This is a genomic window from Mesorhizobium sp. Cs1299R1N1, from assembly GCF_037179655.1.
In the GTDB taxonomy this organism is placed as follows: Bacteria; Pseudomonadota; Alphaproteobacteria; order Rhizobiales; family Rhizobiaceae; genus Mesorhizobium; species Mesorhizobium salmacidum.
Genome location: NZ_JAPYKR010000005.1, coordinates 56,001 through 78,085, shown reverse-complemented (window position 1 = coordinate 78,085; position 22,085 = coordinate 56,001). Strand labels below are relative to the sequence as shown.

At 62.3% G+C, this 22,085-nt stretch carries 23 protein-coding genes; 19 read left to right on the top strand and 4 right to left on the bottom strand.

What is annotated here, in order from left to right; genetic code table 11:
- Nucleotides 1-81 precede the first annotated feature (81 nt).
- The 3 genes from rpoB (at nt 82) to O7A70_RS12405 (ending at nt 9,293) form a co-directional block, all read left to right on the top strand.
- Nucleotides 82-4,218 carry a DNA-directed RNA polymerase subunit beta gene (gene rpoB, locus O7A70_RS12415; protein WP_337140608.1) on the top strand — a complete coding sequence of 1,379 codons (4,137 nt, stop codon included), beginning with the start codon at nt 82-84 and terminating at the stop codon, nt 4,216-4,218.
- Nucleotides 4,219-4,348: 130 nt separating this feature from the next.
- Nucleotides 4,349-8,545 (top strand): DNA-directed RNA polymerase subunit beta', encoded by a 4,197-nt coding sequence (rpoC, locus tag O7A70_RS12410; RefSeq protein WP_337140607.1) that lies wholly within the window; start codon nt 4,349-4,351, stop codon nt 8,543-8,545.
- Between the two features lie 82 nt (nt 8,546-8,627).
- Nucleotides 8,628-9,293, top strand: coding sequence for an O-methyltransferase (locus O7A70_RS12405; RefSeq protein ID WP_337140606.1), 666 nt, complete (start codon nt 8,628-8,630; stop codon nt 9,291-9,293).
- Between the two features lie 106 nt (nt 9,294-9,399).
- On the opposite strand, the gene O7A70_RS12400 is transcribed toward O7A70_RS12405, so the two are convergent.
- Both O7A70_RS12400 and O7A70_RS12395 read right to left on the bottom strand, forming a co-directional pair.
- Complete coding sequence (locus O7A70_RS12400) at nt 9,400-9,612, bottom strand: helix-turn-helix domain-containing protein (protein ID WP_337140605.1); 213 nt, start codon at nt 9,610-9,612, stop codon at nt 9,400-9,402.
- A 10-nt stretch (nt 9,613-9,622) separates the two neighbouring features.
- A complete protein-coding gene (locus O7A70_RS12395; RefSeq protein ID WP_337140604.1) occupies nt 9,623-10,195 on the bottom strand; it encodes a DUF2975 domain-containing protein in 573 nt (190 codons plus the stop codon).
- Between the two features lie 59 nt (nt 10,196-10,254).
- Between O7A70_RS12395 and O7A70_RS12390 the strand changes: the two genes are divergently transcribed.
- Nucleotides 10,255-10,686 carry a chlorophyllide reductase gene (locus tag O7A70_RS12390; RefSeq protein WP_337140603.1) on the top strand — a complete coding sequence of 144 codons (432 nt, stop codon included), beginning with the start codon at nt 10,255-10,257 and terminating at the stop codon, nt 10,684-10,686.
- A 60-nt stretch (nt 10,687-10,746) separates the two neighbouring features.
- Here the strand turns inward: O7A70_RS12390 and O7A70_RS12385 are convergent, their stop codons facing one another.
- Together O7A70_RS12385 and O7A70_RS12380 are read right to left on the bottom strand one after the other, a co-directional pair.
- A complete protein-coding gene (locus O7A70_RS12385) occupies nt 10,747-11,670 on the bottom strand; it encodes a Gfo/Idh/MocA family protein (RefSeq protein ID WP_337140870.1) in 924 nt (307 codons plus the stop codon).
- Nucleotides 11,671-11,812: 142 nt separating this feature from the next.
- Entirely contained in the window at nt 11,813-12,094 is a 282-nt protein-coding gene (locus O7A70_RS12380) for a transcriptional regulator (RefSeq protein ID WP_127277968.1), read from the bottom strand.
- Nucleotides 12,095-12,559: 465 nt separating this feature from the next.
- Here O7A70_RS12380 and rpsL point away from each other — a divergent pair, with 465 nt between their 5' ends.
- From rpsL to rpsQ, 15 genes are all read left to right on the top strand, one after another.
- Complete coding sequence (gene rpsL / locus O7A70_RS12375; RefSeq protein ID WP_006333356.1) at nt 12,560-12,931, top strand: 30S ribosomal protein S12; 372 nt, start codon at nt 12,560-12,562, stop codon at nt 12,929-12,931.
- 73 nt (nt 12,932-13,004) lie between these two features.
- Complete coding sequence (gene rpsG / locus O7A70_RS12370) at nt 13,005-13,475, top strand: 30S ribosomal protein S7 (protein WP_008875664.1); 471 nt, start codon at nt 13,005-13,007, stop codon at nt 13,473-13,475.
- Between the two features lie 29 nt (nt 13,476-13,504).
- The gene (gene fusA / locus O7A70_RS12365; protein WP_027146624.1) at nt 13,505-15,595 is read left to right on the top strand and encodes an elongation factor G; all 2,091 of its coding nucleotides are present in this window, start codon (nt 13,505-13,507) and stop codon (nt 15,593-15,595) included.
- A gap of 67 nt (nt 15,596-15,662) precedes the next feature.
- Nucleotides 15,663-16,838 (top strand): elongation factor Tu, encoded by a 1,176-nt coding sequence (tuf, locus tag O7A70_RS12360; RefSeq protein WP_013895701.1) that lies wholly within the window; start codon nt 15,663-15,665, stop codon nt 16,836-16,838.
- A 69-nt stretch (nt 16,839-16,907) separates the two neighbouring features.
- Nucleotides 16,908-17,216 carry a 30S ribosomal protein S10 gene (rpsJ, locus tag O7A70_RS12355; protein WP_010909272.1) on the top strand — a complete coding sequence of 103 codons (309 nt, stop codon included), beginning with the start codon at nt 16,908-16,910 and terminating at the stop codon, nt 17,214-17,216.
- Nucleotides 17,217-17,277: 61 nt separating this feature from the next.
- On the top strand, nt 17,278-18,000 hold the full coding sequence (rplC, locus tag O7A70_RS12350) for a 50S ribosomal protein L3 (RefSeq protein WP_023757978.1): 723 nt from the start codon (nt 17,278-17,280) through the stop codon (nt 17,998-18,000).
- Nucleotides 18,000-18,620, top strand: coding sequence for a 50S ribosomal protein L4 (gene rplD, locus O7A70_RS12345; protein ID WP_015317984.1), 621 nt, complete (start codon nt 18,000-18,002; stop codon nt 18,618-18,620). The genes rplC and rplD overlap by 1 nt, the downstream gene beginning before the upstream one ends.
- Nucleotides 18,617-18,910, top strand: coding sequence for a 50S ribosomal protein L23 (locus tag O7A70_RS12340; protein ID WP_010909275.1), 294 nt, complete (start codon nt 18,617-18,619; stop codon nt 18,908-18,910). The genes rplD and O7A70_RS12340 overlap by 4 nt, the downstream gene beginning before the upstream one ends.
- A gap of 22 nt (nt 18,911-18,932) precedes the next feature.
- Complete coding sequence (gene rplB, locus O7A70_RS12335; RefSeq protein ID WP_337140602.1) at nt 18,933-19,766, top strand: 50S ribosomal protein L2; 834 nt, start codon at nt 18,933-18,935, stop codon at nt 19,764-19,766.
- A gap of 16 nt (nt 19,767-19,782) precedes the next feature.
- The gene (gene rpsS, locus O7A70_RS12330) at nt 19,783-20,061 is read left to right on the top strand and encodes a 30S ribosomal protein S19 (RefSeq protein ID WP_006205463.1); all 279 of its coding nucleotides are present in this window, start codon (nt 19,783-19,785) and stop codon (nt 20,059-20,061) included.
- Nucleotides 20,062-20,063: 2 nt separating this feature from the next.
- A complete protein-coding gene (gene rplV / locus O7A70_RS12325; protein ID WP_006205462.1) occupies nt 20,064-20,453 on the top strand; it encodes a 50S ribosomal protein L22 in 390 nt (129 codons plus the stop codon).
- Nucleotides 20,453-21,178 carry a 30S ribosomal protein S3 gene (rpsC, locus tag O7A70_RS12320; RefSeq protein ID WP_013895697.1) on the top strand — a complete coding sequence of 242 codons (726 nt, stop codon included), beginning with the start codon at nt 20,453-20,455 and terminating at the stop codon, nt 21,176-21,178. Before rplV ends, rpsC begins: the two co-directional genes overlap by 1 nt.
- 27 nt (nt 21,179-21,205) lie before the next feature.
- Entirely contained in the window at nt 21,206-21,619 is a 414-nt protein-coding gene (gene rplP / locus O7A70_RS12315; protein WP_006205460.1) for a 50S ribosomal protein L16, read from the top strand.
- Nucleotides 21,620-21,632: 13 nt separating this feature from the next.
- The gene (rpmC, locus tag O7A70_RS12310) at nt 21,633-21,833 is read left to right on the top strand and encodes a 50S ribosomal protein L29 (protein ID WP_006205459.1); all 201 of its coding nucleotides are present in this window, start codon (nt 21,633-21,635) and stop codon (nt 21,831-21,833) included.
- A gap of 11 nt (nt 21,834-21,844) precedes the next feature.
- Complete coding sequence (gene rpsQ / locus O7A70_RS12305) at nt 21,845-22,084, top strand: 30S ribosomal protein S17 (RefSeq protein WP_010909280.1); 240 nt, start codon at nt 21,845-21,847, stop codon at nt 22,082-22,084.
- The last annotated feature ends 1 nt before the right edge of the window (nt 22,085 follow it).

Below are 22,085 nucleotides of genomic sequence, written 5' to 3'. Positions count from 1 at the left end.
AGAGAGCCGCCGGCCAGGTGGCTCGGTATGCAAGACGAACCGCGGCGAGGTTCGTCCCGAGTTTAGAGCTAAGGAGCGACGATGGCCCAGACCCAGACTTTCAATGGCCGCAGACGCGTACGCAAATTCTTCGGAAAGATCCCGGAAGTTGCGGAGATGCCGAACCTCATCGAGGTTCAGAAGGCGTCCTATGACCAGTTCCTGATGGTGGACGAGCCCAAGGGCGGACGTCCCGACGAAGGGCTGCAGGCTGTTTTCAAGTCGGTCTTCCCGATCTCCGATTTTTCCGGCTCCTCCATGCTGGAGTTCGTGAAGTACGAGTTCGAAGGACCGAAATTCGACGTTGACGAATGCCGTCAGCGCGACCTGACCTATGCCGCGCCGCTGAAGGTGACGCTGCGCCTCATCGTGTTCGATATCGACGAGGATACCGGTGCCAAGTCGATCAAGGACATCAAGGAGCAGGACGTCTACATGGGCGACATGCCGCTCATGACGCTCAACGGCACCTTCATCGTCAACGGCACCGAGCGCGTCATCGTCTCGCAGATGCACCGCTCGCCGGGCGTCTTCTTCGACCATGACAAGGGCAAGTCGCACTCGTCGGGCAAGCTTCTGTTTGCCGCCCGCGTCATCCCCTACCGTGGCTCGTGGCTCGACATCGAGTTCGATTCCAAGGACGTCGTGCACGCCCGCATCGACCGCCGCCGCAAGATCCCCGTGACGTCGCTGCTGATGGCGCTCGGCATGGACGGCGAGGAGATCCTGTCGACCTTCTACAACAAGATCACCTACAAGCGCGCCGGCGACCATTGGCGCATTCCGTTCAACGTCGAGCGTTTCCGCGGCCTCAAGGCCGTCGGCGACCTGGTCGACGCCGACACCGGCGAGGTCGTCGTCGAGGCGGGCAAGAAGATCACCGCCCGCCAGGCACGTCAGCTCGGCGAGAAGGGTCTCAAGGCGATCAAGGCGACCGACGAGGATCTGCTCGGCAACTACCTTGCCGAGGACATCGTCAACTACGCCACCGGCGAGATTTTCCTCGAGGCCGGCGACGAGATCGACGACAAGACGCTCAAGGTGCTGCTCGGCACCGGCGAGCAGGAGATCCAGGTCCTCGACATCGACCATGTCAATGTCGGCGCCTATATCCGCAACACGCTCGCCGTCGACAAGAACGAGAGCCGCCAGGACGCGCTGTTCGACATCTACCGTGTCATGCGCCCGGGCGAGCCGCCGACGCTCGAGACCGCCGAAGCCATGTTCAACTCGCTGTTCTTCGACAGCGAGCGCTACGACCTGTCTGCCGTCGGCCGTGTCAAGATGAACATGCGTCTCGAGCTCAAGGCCGAGGACACCGTGCGCGTGCTGCGCAAGGACGACATCCTGGCCGTGGTCAGGACGCTGGTCGAACTGCGTGACGGCAAGGGCGAGATCGACGACATCGACAATCTCGGCAACCGCCGCGTGCGTTCGGTCGGCGAGCTGATGGAGAACCAGTACCGCGTCGGCCTGCTTCGCATGGAGCGCGCGATCAAGGAACGCATGTCCTCGATCGAGATCGACACGGTCATGCCGCAGGACCTGATCAACGCCAAGCCGGCGGCCGCCGCCGTGCGCGAGTTCTTCGGTTCCTCGCAGCTGTCGCAGTTCATGGACCAGACCAATCCGCTGTCGGAGATCACCCACAAGCGTCGCCTGTCGGCGCTTGGACCGGGCGGTCTGACCCGCGAGCGCGCCGGCTTCGAAGTGCGCGACGTGCACCCGACGCATTACGGCCGCATCTGCCCGATCGAGACGCCGGAAGGCCCGAATATCGGTCTGATCAACTCGCTGGCGACCTTCGCGCGCGTCAACAAGTACGGCTTCATCGAAAGCCCGTACCGCAAGATCGTCGACGGCAAGCTGACCAATGACGTCGTCTATCTCTCGGCGATGGAAGAGGCCAAGCACCATGTCGCGCAGGCCAACGCCGAGCTCGACAAGAACGGCGGCTTCGTCGACGAGTTCGTCATTTGCCGCAGCGCCGGCGAAGTGATGATGGCGCCGCGCGAAAACGTCGACCTGATGGACGTGTCGCCCAAGCAGATGGTGTCCGTTGCCGCGGCGCTCATCCCGTTCCTCGAGAACGACGACGCCAACCGCGCTCTGATGGGCTCGAACATGCAGCGTCAGGCCGTGCCGCTGGTGCGCGCCGAGGCGCCGTTCGTCGGCACCGGCATGGAGCCGATCGTCGCCCGTGACTCAGGCGCCGCCATCGGCGCCCGTCGTGGCGGCATCGTCGACCAGGTGGACGCGACGCGTATCGTTATCCGCGCCACCGAGGATCTCGACCCGGGCAAGTCCGGCGTCGACATCTACCGGCTGATGAAGTTCCAGCGTTCGAACCAGAACACCTGCATCAACCAGCGTCCGCTGGTGCGTATGGGCGACCGGGTCAACAAGGGCGACATCATCGCCGACGGTCCGTCGACCGAGCTCGGTGATCTGGCGCTCGGCCGCAACGTGCTGGTCGCGTTCATGCCGTGGAACGGCTACAACTACGAGGACTCGATCCTGCTCTCCGAGCGTATCGTGGCCGACGACGTCTTCACCTCGATCCACATCGAGGAATTCGAGGTCATGGCCCGCGACACCAAGCTCGGTCCGGAGGAAATCACGCGCGATATTCCCAACGTCTCGGAAGAAGCGCTGAAGAACCTCGACGAAGCCGGCATCGTCTATATCGGTGCGGAAGTTCAGCCTGGCGATATCCTGGTCGGCAAGATCACGCCGAAGGGTGAAAGCCCGATGACGCCGGAAGAGAAGCTTCTGCGCGCCATCTTCGGTGAAAAGGCTTCCGACGTGCGCGACACTTCGATGCGCATGCCTCCGGGCACCTTCGGCACCGTCGTCGAGGTGCGCGTGTTCAACCGCCACGGTGTGGAGAAGGACGAGCGCGCCATGGCGATCGAGCGCGAGGAGATCGAACGCCTCGCCAAGGACCGTGACGACGAGCAGGCGATCCTGGATCGCAACGTCTATGCGCGTCTTTCCGACGTTCTCGTCGGCAAGGAAGCGATCGCTGGACCGAAGGGCTTCAAGAAGGGCTCAACGCTGTCCAAGGACACGCTCGACGAGTATCCGCGTTCGCAGTGGTGGCAGTTTGCGGTGGAGAACGAAAAGCTCCAGAGCGAACTGGAAGCCCTGCGTGGCCAGTACGACGATTCCAAGAAGGCGCTTGAGCAGCGCTTCATGGACAAGGTCGAGAAGGTGCAGCGCGGCGACGAAATGCCTCCGGGCGTCATGAAGATGGTCAAGGTCTTCGTGGCGGTGAAGCGCAAGATGCAGCCCGGCGACAAGATGGCCGGCCGTCACGGCAACAAGGGTGTCGTGTCGCGCATCGTTCCGGTCGAGGACATGCCTTTCCTCGAGGACGGCACGCATGCCGATATCGTGCTCAACCCGCTGGGTGTGCCGAGCCGCATGAATGTCGGCCAGATCCTGGAAACGCATCTGGGCTGGGCTTGTGCCGGCATGGGCAGGAAGATCGGCGAGCTGATCGACACGTATAAGGCTGCCGGCGATATCAAGCCGCTGCGCAAGACGTTGGAAAGCTTCATGCCGGCCAACGACCGCAACGAGCCGGTCCGCGAGTATGACGACGAGAGCATCGTTCGCCTCAGCGAGCAGATGCGCCGCGGCGTCTCCATCGCGACCCCGGTGTTCGACGGCGCGCATGAGGCTGACATCAACATCATGCTGGAGCAGGCGGGCCTGCATACCAGCGGTCAGTCGCAGCTCTATGACGGCCGCACCGGCGAGCCGTTCGATCGCAAGGTGACGATGGGCTATATCTACATGCTCAAGCTTCACCACCTGGTGGACGACAAGATCCACGCGCGTTCGATCGGCCCGTACTCGCTCGTCACCCAGCAGCCGCTGGGCGGCAAGGCGCAGTTCGGTGGCCAGCGCTTCGGCGAAATGGAGGTCTGGGCGCTGGAAGCCTACGGCGCCGCCTACACGCTGCAGGAAATGCTGACGGTGAAGTCGGACGACGTCGCCGGCCGCACCAAGGTCTACGAGGCGATCGTGCGTGGCGACGACACGTTCGAGGCAGGCATTCCCGAGAGCTTCAACGTGCTCGTCAAGGAAATGCGGTCGCTTGGCCTCAATGTCGAGCTGGAGAACACCAAGCTCGACGAAGCTCCGGTTCGACTGCCGGACGCAGCCGAGTAACGGCTACGGCGCGTCGCGGAATGCCGCGGCGCGTCCACGAAATTCGACGGCCGGTGGGCCGACCACTCAGCGGGCATTCGGCCCGCGTTAGATGCAAGGGGTTTTCGAGGACCCCGAAAAGGAGAACGGCATGAACCAAGAGGTCATGAATCTCTTCAATCCGCAGGCGCCTGCGCAGGTGTTCGATTCCATCCGGATTTCGCTTGCCAGCCCTGAGAAGATTCTGTCCTGGTCGTTCGGCGAGATCAAGAAGCCGGAGACCATCAACTACCGCACCTTCAAGCCGGAGCGTGACGGTCTGTTCTGCGCGCGCATTTTTGGGCCGATCAAGGACTACGAATGCCTGTGCGGCAAGTACAAGCGCATGAAGTACAAGGGCGTCATCTGCGAGAAGTGCGGCGTCGAAGTCACGCTGTCGCGCGTTCGCCGCGAGCGCATGGGTCATATCGAGCTGGCGGCACCCGTCGCCCATATCTGGTTCCTGAAGTCGCTGCCTTCGCGCATCGGCACGCTGCTCGACATGACGCTGAAGGACATCGAGCGCGTCCTCTACTTCGAGAACTACATCGTCACCGAGCCTGGCCTCACCGCGCTGAAGGAGCACCAGCTGCTCAGCGAGGAAGAGTACATGATCGCCGTCGACGAGTATGGCGAGGATTCGTTCACCGCCATGATCGGCGCCGAGGCCATTCATGACCTTCTGGCCGGCATGGACCTGGAGAAGATCGCCGGCGACCTGCGTTCGGAATTGGCTTCGACCACGTCCGAGCTGAAGCAGAAGAAGTATCTGAAGCGGCTCAAGGTCGTCGAGAACTTCATGGAATCCGGCAACCGTCCGGAATGGATGATCATGAAGGTCGTTCCGGTGATCCCGCCGGACCTGCGCCCGCTGGTTCCCCTGGATGGTGGACGCTTCGCGACGTCCGACCTGAACGATCTCTATCGCCGCGTCATCAACCGCAACAACCGCCTGAAGCGGCTGATCGAGCTGCGGGCGCCTGGCATCATCGTGCGCAATGAAAAGCGCATGCTGCAGGAAGCCGTCGATGCGCTGTTCGACAACGGCCGTCGCGGCCGCGTCATCACCGGCGCCAACAAGCGTCCGCTGAAGTCGCTGTCCGACATGCTCAAGGGCAAGCAGGGCCGGTTCCGTCAGAACCTGCTCGGCAAGCGCGTCGACTATTCCGGCCGCTCGGTCATCGTCACCGGTCCGGAGCTCAAGCTGCATCAGTGCGGCCTGCCGAAGAAGATGGCGCTCGAACTGTTCAAGCCCTTCATCTACGCCCGTCTCGACGCCAAGGGTTACTCCTCGACGGTCAAGCAGGCGAAGAAGCTGGTCGAGAAGGAGCGTCCGGAAGTCTGGGATATCCTCGACGAGGTCATCCGCGAGCATCCGGTTCTCTTGAACCGCGCGCCGACGCTGCACCGCCTCGGCATCCAGGCGTTCGAGCCGATCCTGATCGAAGGCAAGGCGATCCAGCTTCACCCGCTGGTCTGCACGGCCTTCAACGCCGACTTCGACGGTGACCAGATGGCCGTTCACGTGCCGCTGTCGCTTGAAGCGCAGTTGGAAGCCCGCGTGCTGATGATGTCGACCAACAACATCCTGCACCCGGCCTCCGGCGCGCCGATCATCGTGCCGTCGCAGGACATGGTTCTGGGTCTCTACTACCTCTCGATCGTCAACCAGAACGAGCCGGGCGAGGGCATGGTGTTTGCCGATATGGGCGAACTCCAGCACGCGCTCGAGACCAAGGCCGTGACCTTGCACGCCAAGATCAAGGGCCGCTTCCGCACGGTCGACGCCGAAGGCAAGGTCGTGTCGAAGATCCATGACACCACGCCTGGCCGCATGATCATCGGCGAGCTTTTGCCGAAGAACGTCAATGTGCCTTACGAGACCGCCAACCAGGAGATGACCAAGAAGAACATCTCCAAGATGATCGACACCGTCTACCGCCATTGCGGTCAGAAGGAGACGGTCATTTTCTGCGATCGCATCATGGCGCTCGGTTTTGCTCATGCGTGCCGTGCCGGCATCTCGTTCGGCAAGGACGACATGCTGATCCCGGACACCAAGATCAAGCTGGTGTCGGACACCGAGGCCTTGGCCAAGGAGTACGAGCAGCAGTACAATGACGGCCTGATCACGCAGGGCGAAAAGTACAACAAGGTCGTCGACGCTTGGGCCAAGTGCTCGGAAAAGGTCGCCGACGAAATGATGGCCCGCATCAAGGCGGTCGAGTTCGAAGACAATGGCCGTCAGAAGCCGATGAACTCGATCTACATGATGTCGCACTCCGGTGCGCGTGGCTCGCCCACCCAGATGCGTCAGCTCGCCGGCATGCGCGGCCTGATGGCCAAGCCGTCGGGTGAAATCATCGAGACGCCGATCATCTCGAACTTCAAGGAAGGCCTGACCGTGCTCGAGTACTTCAACTCGACCCACGGTGCCCGCAAGGGTCTGGCCGACACCGCCTTGAAGACGGCGAACTCGGGTTACCTCACCCGTCGTCTGGTCGACGTGGCGCAGGACTGCATCGTCAACTCCGTGGATTGCGGCACCGACAAGGGCCTCACCATGCAGCCGATCGTCGATGCCGGTCAGGTCGTCGCTTCTGTCGGCCAGCGCGTGCTGGGCCGTACATCGCTCGACGAAATCACCCATCCGGTGTCGGGCGAGGTTCTGGTCAAGGCCGGAACGCTCATGGACGAGCGTGACGTCGAGCAGATCGAAAAGGCCGGCGTGCAGTCGGTCCGCATCCGCTCGGCCCTGACCTGTGAGGTCAGGATCGGCGTCTGCGCGGTCTGCTACGGACGCGATCTGGCCCGCGGCACCCCGGTCAACCAGGGCGAAGCCGTCGGCGTCATCGCGGCGCAGTCGATCGGCGAGCCGGGCACGCAGCTCACCATGCGCACCTTCCACATGGGCGGTACCGCGCAGGTGGTGGACAGCTCGTTCCTTGAAGCCTCCTATGAGGGCAAGGTCGAAATCCGCAACCGCAACGTGGTGCGCAACTCGGACGGCCAGCAGATGGTCATGGGCCGCAACATGGCGGTGCTGATCCTCGACGAAGCCGGCAAGGAGCGCGCGACGCACCGTGTCACCTATGGTTCACGCATCTTCGTGGACGATGGCGACAAGGTGAAGCGCGGTCAGCGTATTGCCGAGTGGGATCCCTATACCCGTCCTGTCCTCACTGAAATCGAGGGCAAGGTGTCGTATGAGGATCTGGTCGACGGCATTTCCGTTCAGGAAACGGCCGACGAGTCTACCGGCATCACCAAGCGTGAGGTCATCGACTGGCGGTCAACGCCGCGCGGCAACGACCTCAAGCCTGCGATTGCCATCCTGGACTCCAAGGGCAAGGTCGGCAAGCTGTCGAAGGGCGGCGATGCCCGCTTCCTGCTCTCGGTCGAGGCCATTCTCTCGGTCGAGCCCGGTTCCCAGGTTCGCCCCGGCGACGTCCTGGCGCGTATCCCGATGGAAAGCGCCAAGACCAAGGACATCACCGGCGGTCTGCCGCGTGTCGCCGAACTGTTCGAGGCACGTCGTCCGAAGGATCACGCCATCATCGCCGAGATCGATGGCACGATCCGCTTCGGTCGCGACTACAAGAACAAGCGCCGCATCATCATCGAGCCGCACGACTCGACGCTTGAGCCGGTCGAGTACCTGATCCCGAAGGGCAAGCCGTTCCATCTCCAGGACGGCGACGTCATCGAGAAGGGCGACTACATCCTCGACGGCAATCCGGCGCCGCACGACATCCTGGCGATCAAGGGCGTGGAGGCACTTGCTTCCTACCTCGTCAACGAGATCCAGGAAGTCTACCGCCTGCAGGGCGTGTCGATCAACGACAAGCACATCGAGGTGATCGTTCGCCAGATGCTGCAGAAGGTCGAGATCACGGTGCAGGGCGACTCGACCTACATCCCGGGCGATCATGTCGACGTGATCGAACTGGAAGAGGTCAACGAGCGCTTGGTCGAGGACGGCAAGAAGCCGGCCGAGGGCCAGCCGGTGCTCCTGGGCATCACCAAGGCATCGCTGCAGACGCCGTCCTTCATCTCGGCCGCCTCCTTCCAGGAGACGACCAGGGTGCTGACGGAAGCCGCGGTTGCGGGCAAGACCGACATGCTGCAGGGCTTGAAGGAAAACGTCATCGTCGGCAGGCTGATCCCGGCCGGTACCGGCGGCACGATGAGCCAGATCCGGCGCATCGCCACCTCGCGCGACGAACTCATCATCGACGAGCGCCGCAAGGCCTCCGGTGTGGAAGTCGCCGAGCCGATGCTGGCGGACATGACAACCGCCGCGCAGTAAGCGGGGCGGCAAAAATCTCGGGCAACAGAAGCCGCCGGGGCAACCCGGCGGCTTTTTCATTTTTACAATCGGAGGAAAGCAGATGAGCACGAAGACCTGGACGGCAGTCGATAACTACATCGTCTCCTCGCTCTTCGAGGCGGATCCCGTTCTCGACGCGGTTCTGGCGGCCAACCGTGACAACGGCCTGCCGGCGATCGACGTCTCGGCGGCGCAGGGAAAACTGCTCTCGCTGCTGGTGCGCATCAGCGGCGCGAAAAAGGTGCTCGAGATCGGCACGCTGGGCGGCTATTCGACCATCTGGATGGCGCGGGGATTGCCCGCTGACGGCAAGGTCGTGACGCTCGAACTCGATCCGCACCATGCCAGCGTCGCGCGTTCGAATTTCGAGCGGGCAGCGGTTGCGGACCGTGTGGAATTGCGCGTCGGCCCGGCGCTCCAGTCGCTTGCAGCACTGGGTGGCGAGAACGCCGGTCCGTTCGACCTCATCTTCATCGATGCCGACAAGCCGAACAACCCGAACTATCTGTCCTGGGCCTTGCGGCTGTCGCGCCCTGGAACGGTCATCATCTGCGACAACGTCATCCGTGACGGCGCCGTGCTGGATGAGGATGGTCGCGATGCCAATGTCGAAGGCGCACGCGCGGCGTTTTCCTTCATCGGCGACGACAAACGGCTGGACGGCACCGCCATCCAGACCGTGGGCGCCAAGGGCTATGACGGCTTTGCCATCGCGATCGTCGACTGAACTGACGGCTGAGGCTGCGTCGCCAAAACCATGCGGGGAACCGGCAAGAGGTCGGCAAGAGTCTGAGGCATGGAAGCCGTCGGGGCTATCCGGCGGCTCTTTTCGCTTATTCGGACTGCGTCTCGAAGCGAAGTAGGTCTCCGGGTTGACACTCGAGGTAGCCGCAGATTCGTTCAAGCGTGTCGAAACGGATGCCTTTCACCTTTCCCTGTTTCAGCAGGGAAAGATTGGCCTCCGTGATGCCGACATGTTCGGCGAGGTCCTTCGACTTCACGTTTCGTTCGGCGAGGACGACATTGAGCCTGACTTTGATCGGCATGCGCGGATCCTCAAACGAACTGCTGGTTTTCTTCGGCCAGCGCCGCCGCCTCGGTCATTACCCAGGCAATTACCGCAATGGTGCCGGCGGCCAACAGCATCAGGACCGTGTCGCTGCCGAAGCTCAGGGTCAGCCGGTGCTGGCCGGCGGGTGCATCAAGGGTCAACAATACGGACATCGCTGCCATCGAAAATGGCTTGAGCAATGCGGATGCAAGTAGGCCAAGGGCAAAGTCGCGCAAACCCCGGGCCGGTTCCCGGCTGAAGAAAGTCCCTGCCGCAAAGGCGTTGAAGCAGCGCCTGGCGGCAAGCAGGGCTAGAATCAGGCAGCCGAGCGGCACGAACGAAATGCCAAACGCCAGTGCTCTTCGACCAGGACCAATATCCGCCAGCCAGCCCTCGGGGATCTGGGCATCCTTGGCGATCGAGGCAGAGGGGGCGCCGAACCAATAAAGCAGCAATGCTGCCGTCAGCAGCCCGGCCAGGAGGACGCAACCTCGTGCCAGGATCATGCTGAAGAAACGGATGCGGTCCAATCGTGCCTGGCGATTGGGATCAAGGCCCGATACGGCGGGTAAAGTCATTAATAGCCCCATTTGCGATAAGAAATTATCGTTTTACAATAATTTATTTATGCGCAATGATGATCCTTGTCAACGCCCTCTCAACAGGAGAACCCATGCCTTCGTTCAAACGCAAAATCGTTCTTGCCACCGTCGCGGCGTCCATGACGCCTTTCGCAGCTGCTGCTCTTCCGTCGACTGAAACAGGCCACATATCGGTGGGGCAGGTGATGGAAATGATCGAAAAGGCCGACACCAGTCCGATCGCCCGGCAAACGCTCGTCGCTTACGTCGCGGGGGTCGGTGAAACCGCTGGCGCGATAGTCGACATGATCGGCGATGACGGCTCGCGCACCGTCTCCTGCCGGAAATCTTTCACTCTGGACACGGGGTCGCTACGCGCCGCGCTTGAAGCGGGTGCGCCCCGTCAGGCCAGTTGGTCGCGGACGCCGGCGACGCCACTGATCGTCGCCGATATGGTCAAGCGTGCCGGCTGCCGGGCCAAGGACTGATCCACCGGATATTGTCGCGCGGTCATGTGACCGCGCGACGTTCGGGGTGCCACGATCAGCTCAGTCGAAAAACGCTTCCACTACATTGCGCTTGCCCAGCATGAACGCGTCGGCCACGTGCTGGAGCGGCGCCAGGTCCACATCCGATACGCCGGCGTGCACGATCTCGGCAAAACGCCGGTAGAGCATCGGATATTCCGCTTCCGGCTCCTGGTGTACGACACTGCCGTCGACCGCGAGCTTCGAGCCGCCACCCGAGAGCACCATCTGTCCAGCATCCGTGTCGGCCAGGATGTCCCAGCTCTGCGGTCCGGTCTGCAACCAGTCGAGATCCATCGTCACATCAGATCCGTTCGCCGCGCGGAAGGCGACCTGGGCCGCGATCGGTGCATCACGGTTCTCCGGAAAATCGAGCACGGCTGAAGTGATGTACATGGCCGGCAGAATGTAGGTTGCGATCGACAGCGCGTTGATGCCGGGATCGAAGACGCCGAAGCCGCCAGGCTGCCAGATCCAGTCCTGATTCGGATGCCAGCGCCGTACATCTTCCTTCCAGACGATCGCCGCCGATTTGATTCTGGTCGAAGCCAGGAATGTCCGTGCGGCTTCCACCGCCGGCGCGTATCGCGAGTGCCAGCTGGCGAACAAAGAGATGCCTTGTTTCGTCGCGAACGACTTCAGGTCCTCGACTTCGCTGACCGTGGCACCCGGCGGCTTTTCCAGGAAGACGTGCTTTCCGGCCTCGAGCGCCTTGCGCGCGGCGTCATAGCGGAACTGCGGCGGCATGCACAGCGACACGGCGTCGAGTTCGGGAACCGCGCCAAGCATCGTCTCAATATCGGGGAAATTCGCGATGCCGTCGACCTTGCCGTGCCGGCTGGCCGCCGCGATCAGCTGGTAGTCCCGATCCTTGGCCAGTGCCGGAAGGTGTTGGTCGCGGACGATCTTGCCGACGCCGACTATGCCGATTCTTATGGGCGAGATGGATGAGGACATGAGGCTCCGCCGGGTTTGGACGACTGCGCGTCTCTTAGCAGATCGGACATGACGGGCAAGCACCGGCCAGGCCTCGTCTCAACGAATCGGCGCCATCGCACAGGGCAGGTGAGGGGCATCACGCTTGCGATCAGATCGGGACGTCGAAGGTCACGATCGACACTTCGCCTTCGAGCGCGCCCTGAAAGGCCGAAAGATGCGGCTCATCGTCGGGCTCGCCCTCCATGTCGCCGATCTGGTCGAGTTCGGCTTCGGCATAGCCTTCCGCCGCAAGCGATTCGAGCGCGCGGCGCACCGCCGAATCGTCATCGGGCGCCACCAGCATGACATGCACGCCTTCCGGCTTGCCGCCTTTCTTCTTCCACACCCGGCCGGTGATGATGGTGACTGGGCGTTCTTCATTGTCGTTCACGGGCCGATTCCTCCGCGGCGAGGGATTGTCAGTGTTCATGCGGCCTTTTTCGCATGAAGCAAGGCCCCGCAACAGCCAAAGGCCGGTCACTTTCTTCCTCGCCCTTGCAAAACGGCGAAAGAAAATTACTTGCGGTTTTCGCATGGCTGCCAAGCCCCGCCTTCAATGCAATATTTGCCACTGCGGGCTTGACGGTTCGCGGGCTTACGAGTAGAAGCCGCCCAGTCAGAACCGATGTGAGGCTCTTGCTTCCGAAGCGACACGCTTTGGAGTTTGCCTCAAACAGGGTTCGTTTTACGAGCGAAAAGACATCTCCGGCGTGCACGAAGCGGTTTCCGCTTCCTCTGCGATTTGTTCGGGCAAGACCGCAAGGCGCGGTTTGTGGCCCGAATTTGCGTATGGAAATGACGCTTTGAGCGAGCCTTGACCGGCACGAGACACGGAATTGAGAGACAAGAGGGTTTAATGCCTACCGTCAACCAGCTGATCCGCAAGCCGCGCATTGCGCCGGTGAAGCGCAACAAGGTCCCGGCCATGCAGCAGAACCCGCAGAAGCGGGGCGTCTGCACGCGCGTCTATACGACGACGCCGAAGAAGCCGAACTCGGCGCTGCGCAAGGTGGCCAAGATCCGCCTGACCAATGGTTTTGAAGTGATCGGTTACATCCCCGGCGAAGGTCATAACCTTCAGGAACACTCCGTGGTCATGATCCGCGGCGGCCGCGTCAAGGATCTTCCGGGCGTGCGCTATCACATCATCCGCGGCGTGCTTGACACGCAGGGCGTGAAGAACCGCAAGCAGCGCCGTTCGAAGTACGGCGCCAAGCGTCCGAAGTAAGGGGCGTCCGAAGTAAGATTTTCCGGCCTTGTCGCTTTCCGGCGCAAGGCTACGAGATTGAGAGACAAAAGCCATGTCGCGTCGTCACAGTGCAGAAAAGCGTGAGATCAACCCGGATCCCAAGTTCGGCGATCTGATCGTCACCAAGTTCATGAACGCCGTCATGTATGACGGCAAGAAGTCGGTCGCCGAGACCATCGTCTACGGCGCGCTGGACCAGGTCCAGTCGAAGACCAAGCAGGAGCCGGTCACCGTCTTCCACCAGGCGCTCGACAATGTCGCGCCGCATGTGGAAGTGCGTTCGCGTCGCGTCGGCGGCGCCACCTACCAGGTTCCGGTCGACGTGCGCCCCGAGCGCCGCCAGGCGCTGGCGATCCGCTGGCTGATTGCCGCGGCCCGCAACCGCAACGAGACCACCATGGTCGACCGCCTCTCCGGCGAGCTGATGGACGCGGCCAACAACCGCGGCACTGCCGTGAAGAAGCGTGAAGACACCCACAAGATGGCTGAAGCCAACCGCGCTTTCGCACACTACCGCTGGTAAAGCGCGAACAGGACTGAGAGGCAGCTACGATGGCCCGCGAATACAAAATCGAAGACTACCGCAATTTCGGTATCATGGCGCATATCGACGCCGGCAAGACGACGACCACCGAGCGCGTCCTCTATTACACGGGCAAGTCGCACAAGATCGGCGAAGTGCACGACGGTGCTGCCACCATGGACTGGATGGAGCAGGAGCAGGAGCGCGGCATCACCATCACGTCCGCTGCGACCACGACCTTCTGGAAGGCTCGTGACGGCAAGATGCACCGCTTCAACATCATCGACACCCCTGGACACGTCGACTTCACCATCGAGGTCGAGCGTTCGCTGCGTGTGCTCGACGGCGCCATTGCGTTGCTCGATGCAAACGCCGGTGTCGAGCCGCAGACGGAAACCGTCTGGCGTCAGGCCGATAAGTACCGCGTGCCGCGCATGATCTTCTGCAACAAGATGGACAAGATCGGCGCGGACTTCTACCGCTCGGTCGAGATGATCGGCTCGCGCCTCGGTGCGCAGGCTGTCGTCATGCAGCTGCCGATCGGCGCCGAGACCGAATTCAAGGGCGTCGTCGACCTCGTCGAGATGAACGCGCTCGTCTGGCGCGACGAAACCCTGGGCGCTGCCTGGGACGTCGTCGAGATCCCGGCCGACCTCAAGGCGCGTGCCGAGGAATATCGCGAGAAGATGATCGAAGCCGCCGTCGAAATGGACGAGACGGCGCTCGAGAACTACCTCGAAGGCAAGATGCCGTCGAATGACGAGATCCGTTCGCTGATCCGCAAGGGCACGATCGCGGTCAAGTTCTACCCGATGTTCTGTGGCTCGGCCTTCAAGAACAAGGGCGTGCAGCCGCTGCTCGATGCCGTTGTCGAATACCTGCCGTCGCCGGCCGACGTTCCGGCCATCAAGGGTGTCGATGCCAAGACCGACGCCGAAATCGAGCGCCATGCGGACGACAACGAGCCGCTGTCGATGCTCGCCTTCAAGATCATGAACGACCCGTTCGTCGGTTCGCTGACCTTTGCCCGCATCTATTCGGGCAAGCTCACCAAGGGCGTCTCTGTCGACAATACCGTGAAGGGCAAGAAGGAGCGCATCGGCCGCATGCTGCAGATGCATGCGAATTCGCGCGCCGACGTCGAAGAGGCTTTCGCCGGCGACATCGTCGCCCTGGCCGGCCTCAAGGACACCACCACCGGCGACACGCTGTGCGATCCGCTGCACCCGGTCATCCTCGAGCGCATGGAATTCCCCGACCCGGTTATCCAGATCGCCATCGAGCCGAAGACCAAGAACGACCAGGAAAAGATGGGCCTCGCCCTTCATCGCCTGGCTGCCGAGGACCCGTCCTTCCGCGTCAAGACGGACGAGGAAAGCGGCCAGACCATCATCTCCGGCATGGGCGAACTGCACCTCGACATCATCGTCGACCGCATGCGTCGCGAGTTCAAGGTCGAAGCCAATGTCGGTGCGCCGCAGGTGGCTTATCGCGAGACGATCACCCGCAAGCACGAGCAGGACTACACGCACAAGAAGCAGACCGGCGGTACCGGCCAGTTCGCGCGTGTCAAGGTTGTGTTCGAGCCGAATTCCGAGAGCGAGGACTTCGTGTTCGAGTCCAAGATCGTCGGCGGCGCGGTGCCGAAGGAATACATTCCGGGCGTTGAAAAGGGCATCCAGAGCGTCATGGGCGCTGGTCCGTTCGCCGGCTTCCCGATGATCGGCGTCAGGGCAACGCTCATCGACGGCGCCTACCACGATGTCGACTCCTCGGTTCTTGCCTTCGAAATCGCGTCCCGTGCTTGCTTCCGTGAAGCTGCTCCCAAGCTTGGCGTGCAGCTGCTCGAGCCGATCATGAAGGTCGAGGTGGTGACGCCGGAAGATTACGTCGGCAGCGTCATCGGTGACCTGAACGGCCGTCGCGGCCAGATCCAGGGCCAGGAAGCGCGCGGCGTGGCCGTCGTCATCAACGCGATGGTGCCGCTCGCCAACATGTTCAAGTACGTCGACAACCTGCGCTCGATGAGCCAGGGCCGCGCGGCTTACACGATGCAGTTCGATCACTATGAGCCGGTCCCGACCGCGGTCGCTCAGGAAGTCCAGAAGAAATACGCGTAACTCGAAAGAGCTGCCGCGGTAACGCAATTCAAAGCCCGCATGGGCGAGCAGGAAATGGAGACATCACATGGCAAAAGGTAAATTCGAGCGCACTAAGCCTCATGTGAACATCGGCACGATTGGTCACGTCGACCATGGCAAGACGTCGCTGACGGCCGCGATCACCAAGTATTTTGGCGAATACAAGCGCTATGACCAGATCGACGCGGCGCCGGAAGAGAAGGCGCGCGGCATCACGATCTCGACGGCTCACGTCGAATACGAGACGGCCAACCGCCACTACGCGCATGTCGACTGCCCCGGCCACGCCGACTATGTGAAGAACATGATCACCGGTGCCGCGCAGATGGACGGCGCGATCCTGGTCGTGTCGGCCGCCGACGGCCCGATGCCGCAGACCCGCGAGCACATCCTGCTTGCCCGTCAGGTCGGCGTGCCGTCGATCGTGGTGTTCCTGAACAAGGTCGACCAGGTCGACGACGCCGAGCTGCTCGAACTGGTCGAGCTCGAGGTTCGCGAACTTTTGTCGAAGAACGAATTCCCCGGCGATGACATTCCGATCGTCAAGGGTTCGGCGCTGGCAGCGCTTGAGGATTCGAACAAGACGATCGGCGAGGACGCGATCCGCGAGCTGATGGCTCAGGTCGACGCCTACATCCCGACGCCGGTTCGTCCGCTCGACAAGCCGTTCCTGATGCCGATCGAGGACGTGTTCTCGATCTCGGGCCGTGGCACGGTCGTGACCGGCCGCGTCGAGCGCGGCGTGGTCAAGGTCGGCGAGGAACTGGAAATCATCGGCATCCGTCCGACGACCAAGACGACCTGCACGGGCGTCGAGATGTTCCGCAAGCTGCTCGATCAGGGCCAGGCCGGCGACAACATCGGCGCGCTGCTGCGCGGCGTCGACCGTGAAGGTGTCGAGCGCGGCCAGGTTCTGGCCAAGCCCGGCACGGTGAAGCCGCACAAGAAGTTCGTGGCCGAAGCCTACATCCTGACCAAGGACGAAGGTGGCCGTCACACGCCGTTCTTCACCAACTACCGTCCGCAGTTCTACTTCCGCACGACCGACGTGACCGGCATCGTGTCGCTGCCGGAAGGCACCGAGATGGTGATGCCCGGCGACAACATCACCGTCGATGTCGAGCTGATCGTGCCGATCGCCATGGAAGAGAAGCTGCGCTTCGCCATCCGTGAAGGCGGCCGCACCGTCGGTGCCGGCATCGTCGTCACCATCAAAGAGTAATTTGGACTTAAACCGATCTGTCGCGGGCGCCGCAGTTGCCCGCGCCGCGCCAGAACAAGGAAGTGACGCATGAACGGACAGAATATCCGCATCCGCCTGAAGGCGTTTGACCACCGCGTGCTCGACGCCTCGACGAAGGAAATCGTGTCGACGGCCAAGCGCACTGGTGCAAACGTCCGCGGCCCCATTCCGCTGCCGACGCGGATCGAAAAGTTCACGGTCAACCGGTCGCCTCACGTCGACAAGAAGAGCCGCGAGCAGTTCGAGATGCGCACGCACAAGCGTCTGCTCGACATCGTCGATCCGACCCCGCAGACCGTCGATGCTTTGATGAAGCTCGATCTGGCCGCCGGTGTCGACGTCGAGATCAAGCTCTAAGGGAATGAGAGCGCGGTAGGGGGCGGTGTCCCTGGCCCGGAACTCTAAAGGAATTGAACCGATGCGTTCAGGTGTGATTGCAAAGAAGGTGGGAATGACCCGCATCTATAATGATGCCGGGGAACATGTTCCCGTCACCGTTCTCCAGATGGAGAACTGCCAGGTCGTGGCACAGCGCACGCAGGAGAAGAATGGCTACACCGCCGTTCAGCTCGGCGTTGGCCTCGCCAAGGTGAAGAACACGTCGAAGGCGATGCGCGGCCATTTCGCGACCGCTTCCGTCGAGCCGAAGGCGAAGGTTGCCGAGTTCCGCGTCTCCGCCGACAACATGATCGATGTTGGCGCCGAGATCACCGTCGAGCACTTTGTCGCCGGCCAGAAGGTCGACGTGACGGGCACGACGATCGGCAAGGGTTTCCAGGGCGTCATCAAGCGCCACCACATGGGTGGTGGCCGTGCGACGCACGGTAACTCGGTCTCGCACCGTACTCACGGTTCGACTGGCCAGCGCCAGGACCCGGGCAAGGTGTTCAAGGGCAAGCATATGGCTGGCCACATGGGCGACACCCGCGTCACCACGCAGAATGTCGAGATCGTCTCGACCGACGCCGATCGCGGCCTGATCCTGATCCGCGGTGCGGTTCCCGGATCGAAGGGCGCCTGGATCCTGGTCCGCGACGCGGCCAAGGTGGCGCTGCCGGCCAATGCGCCGAAGCCCGCCGCGATCCGCGCTGTCGCGGCAGCTGCGAAGAACGAGGCTCCGGCCACAGAGGGAGCGGAATAATGGATCTCAAGATCACAACGCTCGGCGGTAAAGACGCCGGCAAGGTGGAACTTTCCGACGGAATTTTCGGCCTTGATCCGCGCGAAGACATCCTGCAGCGCGTCGTGCGCTGGCAGCTTGCCAAGAAGCAGCAGGGCACGCACAAGGCAAAGGGCCGCGCCGAAATCGCGCGCACCGGCGCCAAGATGTACAAGCAGAAGGGTACGGGCCGCGCCCGTCACCACTCGGCACGCGCTCCGCAGTTCCGCGGCGGCGGCAAGGCCCACGGCCCGGTCGTTCGCAGCCACGAGCATGAACTGCCCAAGAAGGTTCGTGCGCTTGGCCTCAAGCATGCTCTCTCGGCCAAGGCCAAGAGCGCGTCGATCATCATCATCGACGAGCTGAAGCTGACCGAGGCCAAGACGAAGGCGCTGATCGCGAATTTCGCGACGCTGGGCCTGACCAACGCCCTGGTGATTGGCGGTGCCGAGCTTGACAAGAACTTCAAGCTGGCGGCCACCAACATTCCCAACATCGATGTGCTGCCCATCCAGGGCATCAACGTCTACGACATTCTGCGCCGCGGCACGCTGGTCCTTTCGAAGGCCGCCGTCGAGGCTCTCGAGGAGCGCTTTAAATGACCGACCTTCGTCACTACGACGTGATCGTCTCGCCGGCGATCACCGAAAAGTCGACCATGGCCTCCGAGCAGAACCAGGTCGTCTTCAACGTCGCCAAGAAGGCGTCGAAGCCGGAAATCAAGGCCGCCGTCGAAGCGCTGTTCGGCGTCAAGGTGATGGCCGTGAACACGCTTGTCCGCAAGGGCAAGATCAAGCGCTTCCGCGGCACGATCGGCCGCCAGAGCGACGTCAAGAAGGCGATCGTGACGCTGGCCGACGGCCAGTCGATCGACGTCGCGACGGGTCTCTGAGCAAGGCCGCGAGGACAGGACAATGGCACTTAAGAAATTCAACCCGATAACGCCGAGCACCCGCCAGCTGGTCATCGTCGACCGCTCGGGCCTCTACAAGGGCAAGCCCGTCAAGGGCCTGACCGAAGGCCTGACCAAATCGGGCGGCCGCAACAATCAAGGCCGCATCACGGCCCGCTTCATCGGCGGCGGTCACAAGCGTTCGTACCGCATCATCGACTTCAAGCGTCGCAAGTTCGACGTTGTCGGCACGGTCGAGCGCATCGAATATGATCCGAACCGCACCGCCTTCATCGCGCTGATCAAGTATGATGATGGTGAGCTGTCCTACATCATCGCTCCGCAGCGTCTGGCTCCCGGCGACAAGATCGTGGCAGGCGAAGCGGTCGACGTGAAGCCGGGCAATGCGATGCCGCTGGCCTCGATGCCGGTCGGCACCATCGTCCACAACATCGAGCTGAAGCCGGGCAAGGGCGCCCAGGTCGCCCGTTCGGCAGGTGGTTACGGCCAGCTGGTCGGCCGCGACCAGGGTATGGCGATCCTGCGCCTCAACTCGGGCGAACAGCGTGTCGTTCACGGCTCCTGCATGGCCACCGTCGGTGCCGTGTCCAATCCGGACCACGGCAACATCAACGATGGCAAGGCCGGCCGCACGGTTTGGCGTGGCAAGCGTCCGCACAATCGCGGCGTGACCATGAACCCGGTCGACCATCCGCACGGCGGCGGCGAAGGCCGCACTTCCGGTGGCCGCCATCCGGTCAGCCCGTGGGGCAAGCCGACCAAAGGCAAGAAGACGCGGTCCAACAAGGCGACCGACAAGTTCATCCTGCGCTCGCGCCATCAGCGCAAGAGCTAAGAAGAGGTAACGCCAAGTGACTCGTTCTATTTGGAAAGGCCCCTTCATCGACGGCTACCTTCTCAAGAAGGTGGACAAGGTTCGTGAAGGTGGTCGCAATGAGGTGATCAAGATGTGGAGCCGTCGCTCCACCATCCTGCCGCAGTTCGTCGGCTTCACCTTCGGTGTCTACAACGGCCAGAAGCACGTTCCCGTCTCGGTGAACGAGGACATGGTCGGTCACAAGTTCGGTGAATTCGCTCCGACGCGGACCTATTACGGTCACGGCGCGGATAAGAAGGCGAAGAGGAAATAATCATGGGCAAGGCCAAAGCTCCGCGCAGGCTTGCTGACAACGAAGCGCGCGCCGTGTTGCGCACGATCCGTATCAGCCCGCAGAAGCTGAACCTGGTTGCCGCGCTGATCCGCGGCAAGAAGGTCGCGACAGCGCTTTCCGATCTCGAATTCTCGGCCAAGCGGATTTCCGGCACGGTCAAGAAGACGCTGGAATCGGCAATCGCCAACGCGGAAAACAACCACGACCTCGACGTCGATGCTCTGATCGTGGCGGAAGCCTATGTCGGCAAGTCGATCGTCATGAAGCGCTTCCACGCTCGTGGCCGTGGTCGCGCCAGCCGTATCGAGAAGCCGTTCTCGCACCTCACGATCGTCGTTCGTGAAGTCGAAGAAAAAGGGGAGGCCGCATAATGGGCCAGAAAGTCAATCCGATCGGTCTTCGCCTCGGCATCAACCGCACCTGGGATTCGCGCTGGTTCGCGAACACCGGCGAGTACGGCAAGCTGCTGCATGAGGACATCAAGATCCGCAAGTACCTTGAGAAGGAACTCAAGCAGGCCGCGATCTCGAAGGTCGTGATCGAGCGTCCGCACAAGAAGTGCCGCGTCACCATCCATGCCGCGCGCCCGGGCCTGATCATCGGCAAGAAGGGCGCCGACATCGAGAAGCTTCGCAAGAAGCTGATGGAGATGACGAAGTCCGAGACGCACCTCAACATCGTCGAAGTGCGCAAGCCGGAAATCGACGCGACCCTGGTCGCCCAGTCGATCGCCCAGCAGCTCGAGCGTCGCATCGCGTTCCGCCGCGCCATGAAGCGTGCCGTGCAGTCGGCCATGCGCCTCGGTGCCGAAGGCATCCGCATCAACTGCGCCGGCCGCCTTGGCGGCGCCGAGATCGCGCGCATGGAATGGTACCGTGAAGGTCGCGTGCCGCTGCATACGCTGCGCGCCGATGTCGACTACGGCACGGCCGAGGCGAACACGGCCTACGGCATTTGCGGCGTCAAGGTCTGGGTATTCAAGGGCGAGATCCTCGAGCACGATCCGATGGCTTCGGAGCGTCGTGCGACCGAGGGTGATGCTGCGCATGGCGGTGGTGGTGATCGCGAACGCGGTCGTCGTCGCGAAAACGCCTGAGACATTTAGGAATTTGGAGTTAGAACGATGCTGCAGCCAAAGCGCACAAAGTTCCGCAAGCAGTTCAAGGGCCGTATCCATGGTACCGCAAAGGGCGGCACCAACCTGGATTTCGGTGGTTTCGGGCTGAAGGCGCTTGAGCCGAACCGCGTCACCGCGCGTGAGATCGAGGCGGCCCGCCGCGCGATCACTCGCGAAATGAAGCGCGCCGGCCGCGTGTGGATCCGTATTTTCCCGGATGTGCCGGTCACGTCGAAGCCGACCGAAGTCCGCATGGGCAAGGGCAAGGGCGCGGTCGACTATTGGGCGGCGCGCGTCAAGCCGGGCCGCATCATGTTCGAGATCGACGGCGTCAATGAAGAAACCGCCCGTGAGGCGCTGCGTCTCGGCGCGGCCAAGCTCTCGGTCAGGACGCGCTTCGTACAGCGCATCGCAGAATAAGGACGGGCTGATCATGAAAGCCGAAGACATCCGGACCAAGACCCAGGACCAGCTGACCGACGACCTGGCCAGCCTGAAGAAGGAGCAGTTCAACCTGCGCTTCCAGAAGGCCACCGGCCAGCTCGAGAAGACCGCGCGCGTGAGGCAGGTTCGCAAGGACATTGCGCGTATCAAGACCATCGCTGCGGAAAAGTCCGCGGCCAAGAAGGCTTAAGGACGAAAACCATGCCAAAGCGCATTCTGCAGGGCACCGTCGTCAGCGACAAGAACGAGAAGACGGTTGTCGTCAAGGTCGAACGGCGCTTCACGCATCCCGTGATGAAGAAGACCGTGCGCATGACCAAGAAGTACAAGGCGCACGACGAGAACAACGCCCACAAGGTCGGCGATCAGGTGTTCATCCAGGAATCGAAGCCGATTTCCAAGGACAAGCGCTGGATCGTCGTGTCCTCGGACCAAGCCTGAC

Excerpts from the sequence above, each read along its gene's own strand:
- rpoB (WP_337140608.1), top strand. The coding sequence starts at position 82 with ATGGCCCAGACCCAGACTTTCAATGGCCGCAGACGCGTACGCAAATTC.
- rpoC (WP_337140607.1), top strand. The coding sequence starts at position 4,349 with ATGAACCAAGAGGTCATGAATCTCTTCAATCCGCAGGCGCCTGCGCAG.
- O7A70_RS12405 (WP_337140606.1), top strand. The coding sequence starts at position 8,628 with ATGAGCACGAAGACCTGGACGGCAGTCGATAACTACATCGTCTCCTCG.
- O7A70_RS12400 (WP_337140605.1), bottom strand. The coding sequence starts at position 9,612 with ATGCCGATCAAAGTCAGGCTCAATGTCGTCCTCGCCGAACGAAACGTG.
- O7A70_RS12395 (WP_337140604.1), bottom strand. The coding sequence starts at position 10,195 with ATGACTTTACCCGCCGTATCGGGCCTTGATCCCAATCGCCAGGCACGA.
- O7A70_RS12390 (WP_337140603.1), top strand. The coding sequence starts at position 10,255 with ATGATCCTTGTCAACGCCCTCTCAACAGGAGAACCCATGCCTTCGTTC.
- rpsL (WP_006333356.1), top strand. The coding sequence starts at position 12,560 with ATGCCTACCGTCAACCAGCTGATCCGCAAGCCGCGCATTGCGCCGGTG.
- rpsG (WP_008875664.1), top strand. The coding sequence starts at position 13,005 with ATGTCGCGTCGTCACAGTGCAGAAAAGCGTGAGATCAACCCGGATCCC.
- fusA (WP_027146624.1), top strand. The coding sequence starts at position 13,505 with ATGGCCCGCGAATACAAAATCGAAGACTACCGCAATTTCGGTATCATG.
- tuf (WP_013895701.1), top strand. The coding sequence starts at position 15,663 with ATGGCAAAAGGTAAATTCGAGCGCACTAAGCCTCATGTGAACATCGGC.
- rpsJ (WP_010909272.1), top strand. The coding sequence starts at position 16,908 with ATGAACGGACAGAATATCCGCATCCGCCTGAAGGCGTTTGACCACCGC.
- rplC (WP_023757978.1), top strand. The coding sequence starts at position 17,278 with ATGCGTTCAGGTGTGATTGCAAAGAAGGTGGGAATGACCCGCATCTAT.
- rplD (WP_015317984.1), top strand. The coding sequence starts at position 18,000 with ATGGATCTCAAGATCACAACGCTCGGCGGTAAAGACGCCGGCAAGGTG.
- O7A70_RS12340 (WP_010909275.1), top strand. The coding sequence starts at position 18,617 with ATGACCGACCTTCGTCACTACGACGTGATCGTCTCGCCGGCGATCACC.
- rplB (WP_337140602.1), top strand. The coding sequence starts at position 18,933 with ATGGCACTTAAGAAATTCAACCCGATAACGCCGAGCACCCGCCAGCTG.
- rplV (WP_006205462.1), top strand. The coding sequence starts at position 20,064 with ATGGGCAAGGCCAAAGCTCCGCGCAGGCTTGCTGACAACGAAGCGCGC.
- rpsC (WP_013895697.1), top strand. The coding sequence starts at position 20,453 with ATGGGCCAGAAAGTCAATCCGATCGGTCTTCGCCTCGGCATCAACCGC.
- rplP (WP_006205460.1), top strand. The coding sequence starts at position 21,206 with ATGCTGCAGCCAAAGCGCACAAAGTTCCGCAAGCAGTTCAAGGGCCGT.
- rpmC (WP_006205459.1), top strand. The coding sequence starts at position 21,633 with ATGAAAGCCGAAGACATCCGGACCAAGACCCAGGACCAGCTGACCGAC.
- rpsQ (WP_010909280.1), top strand. The coding sequence starts at position 21,845 with ATGCCAAAGCGCATTCTGCAGGGCACCGTCGTCAGCGACAAGAACGAG.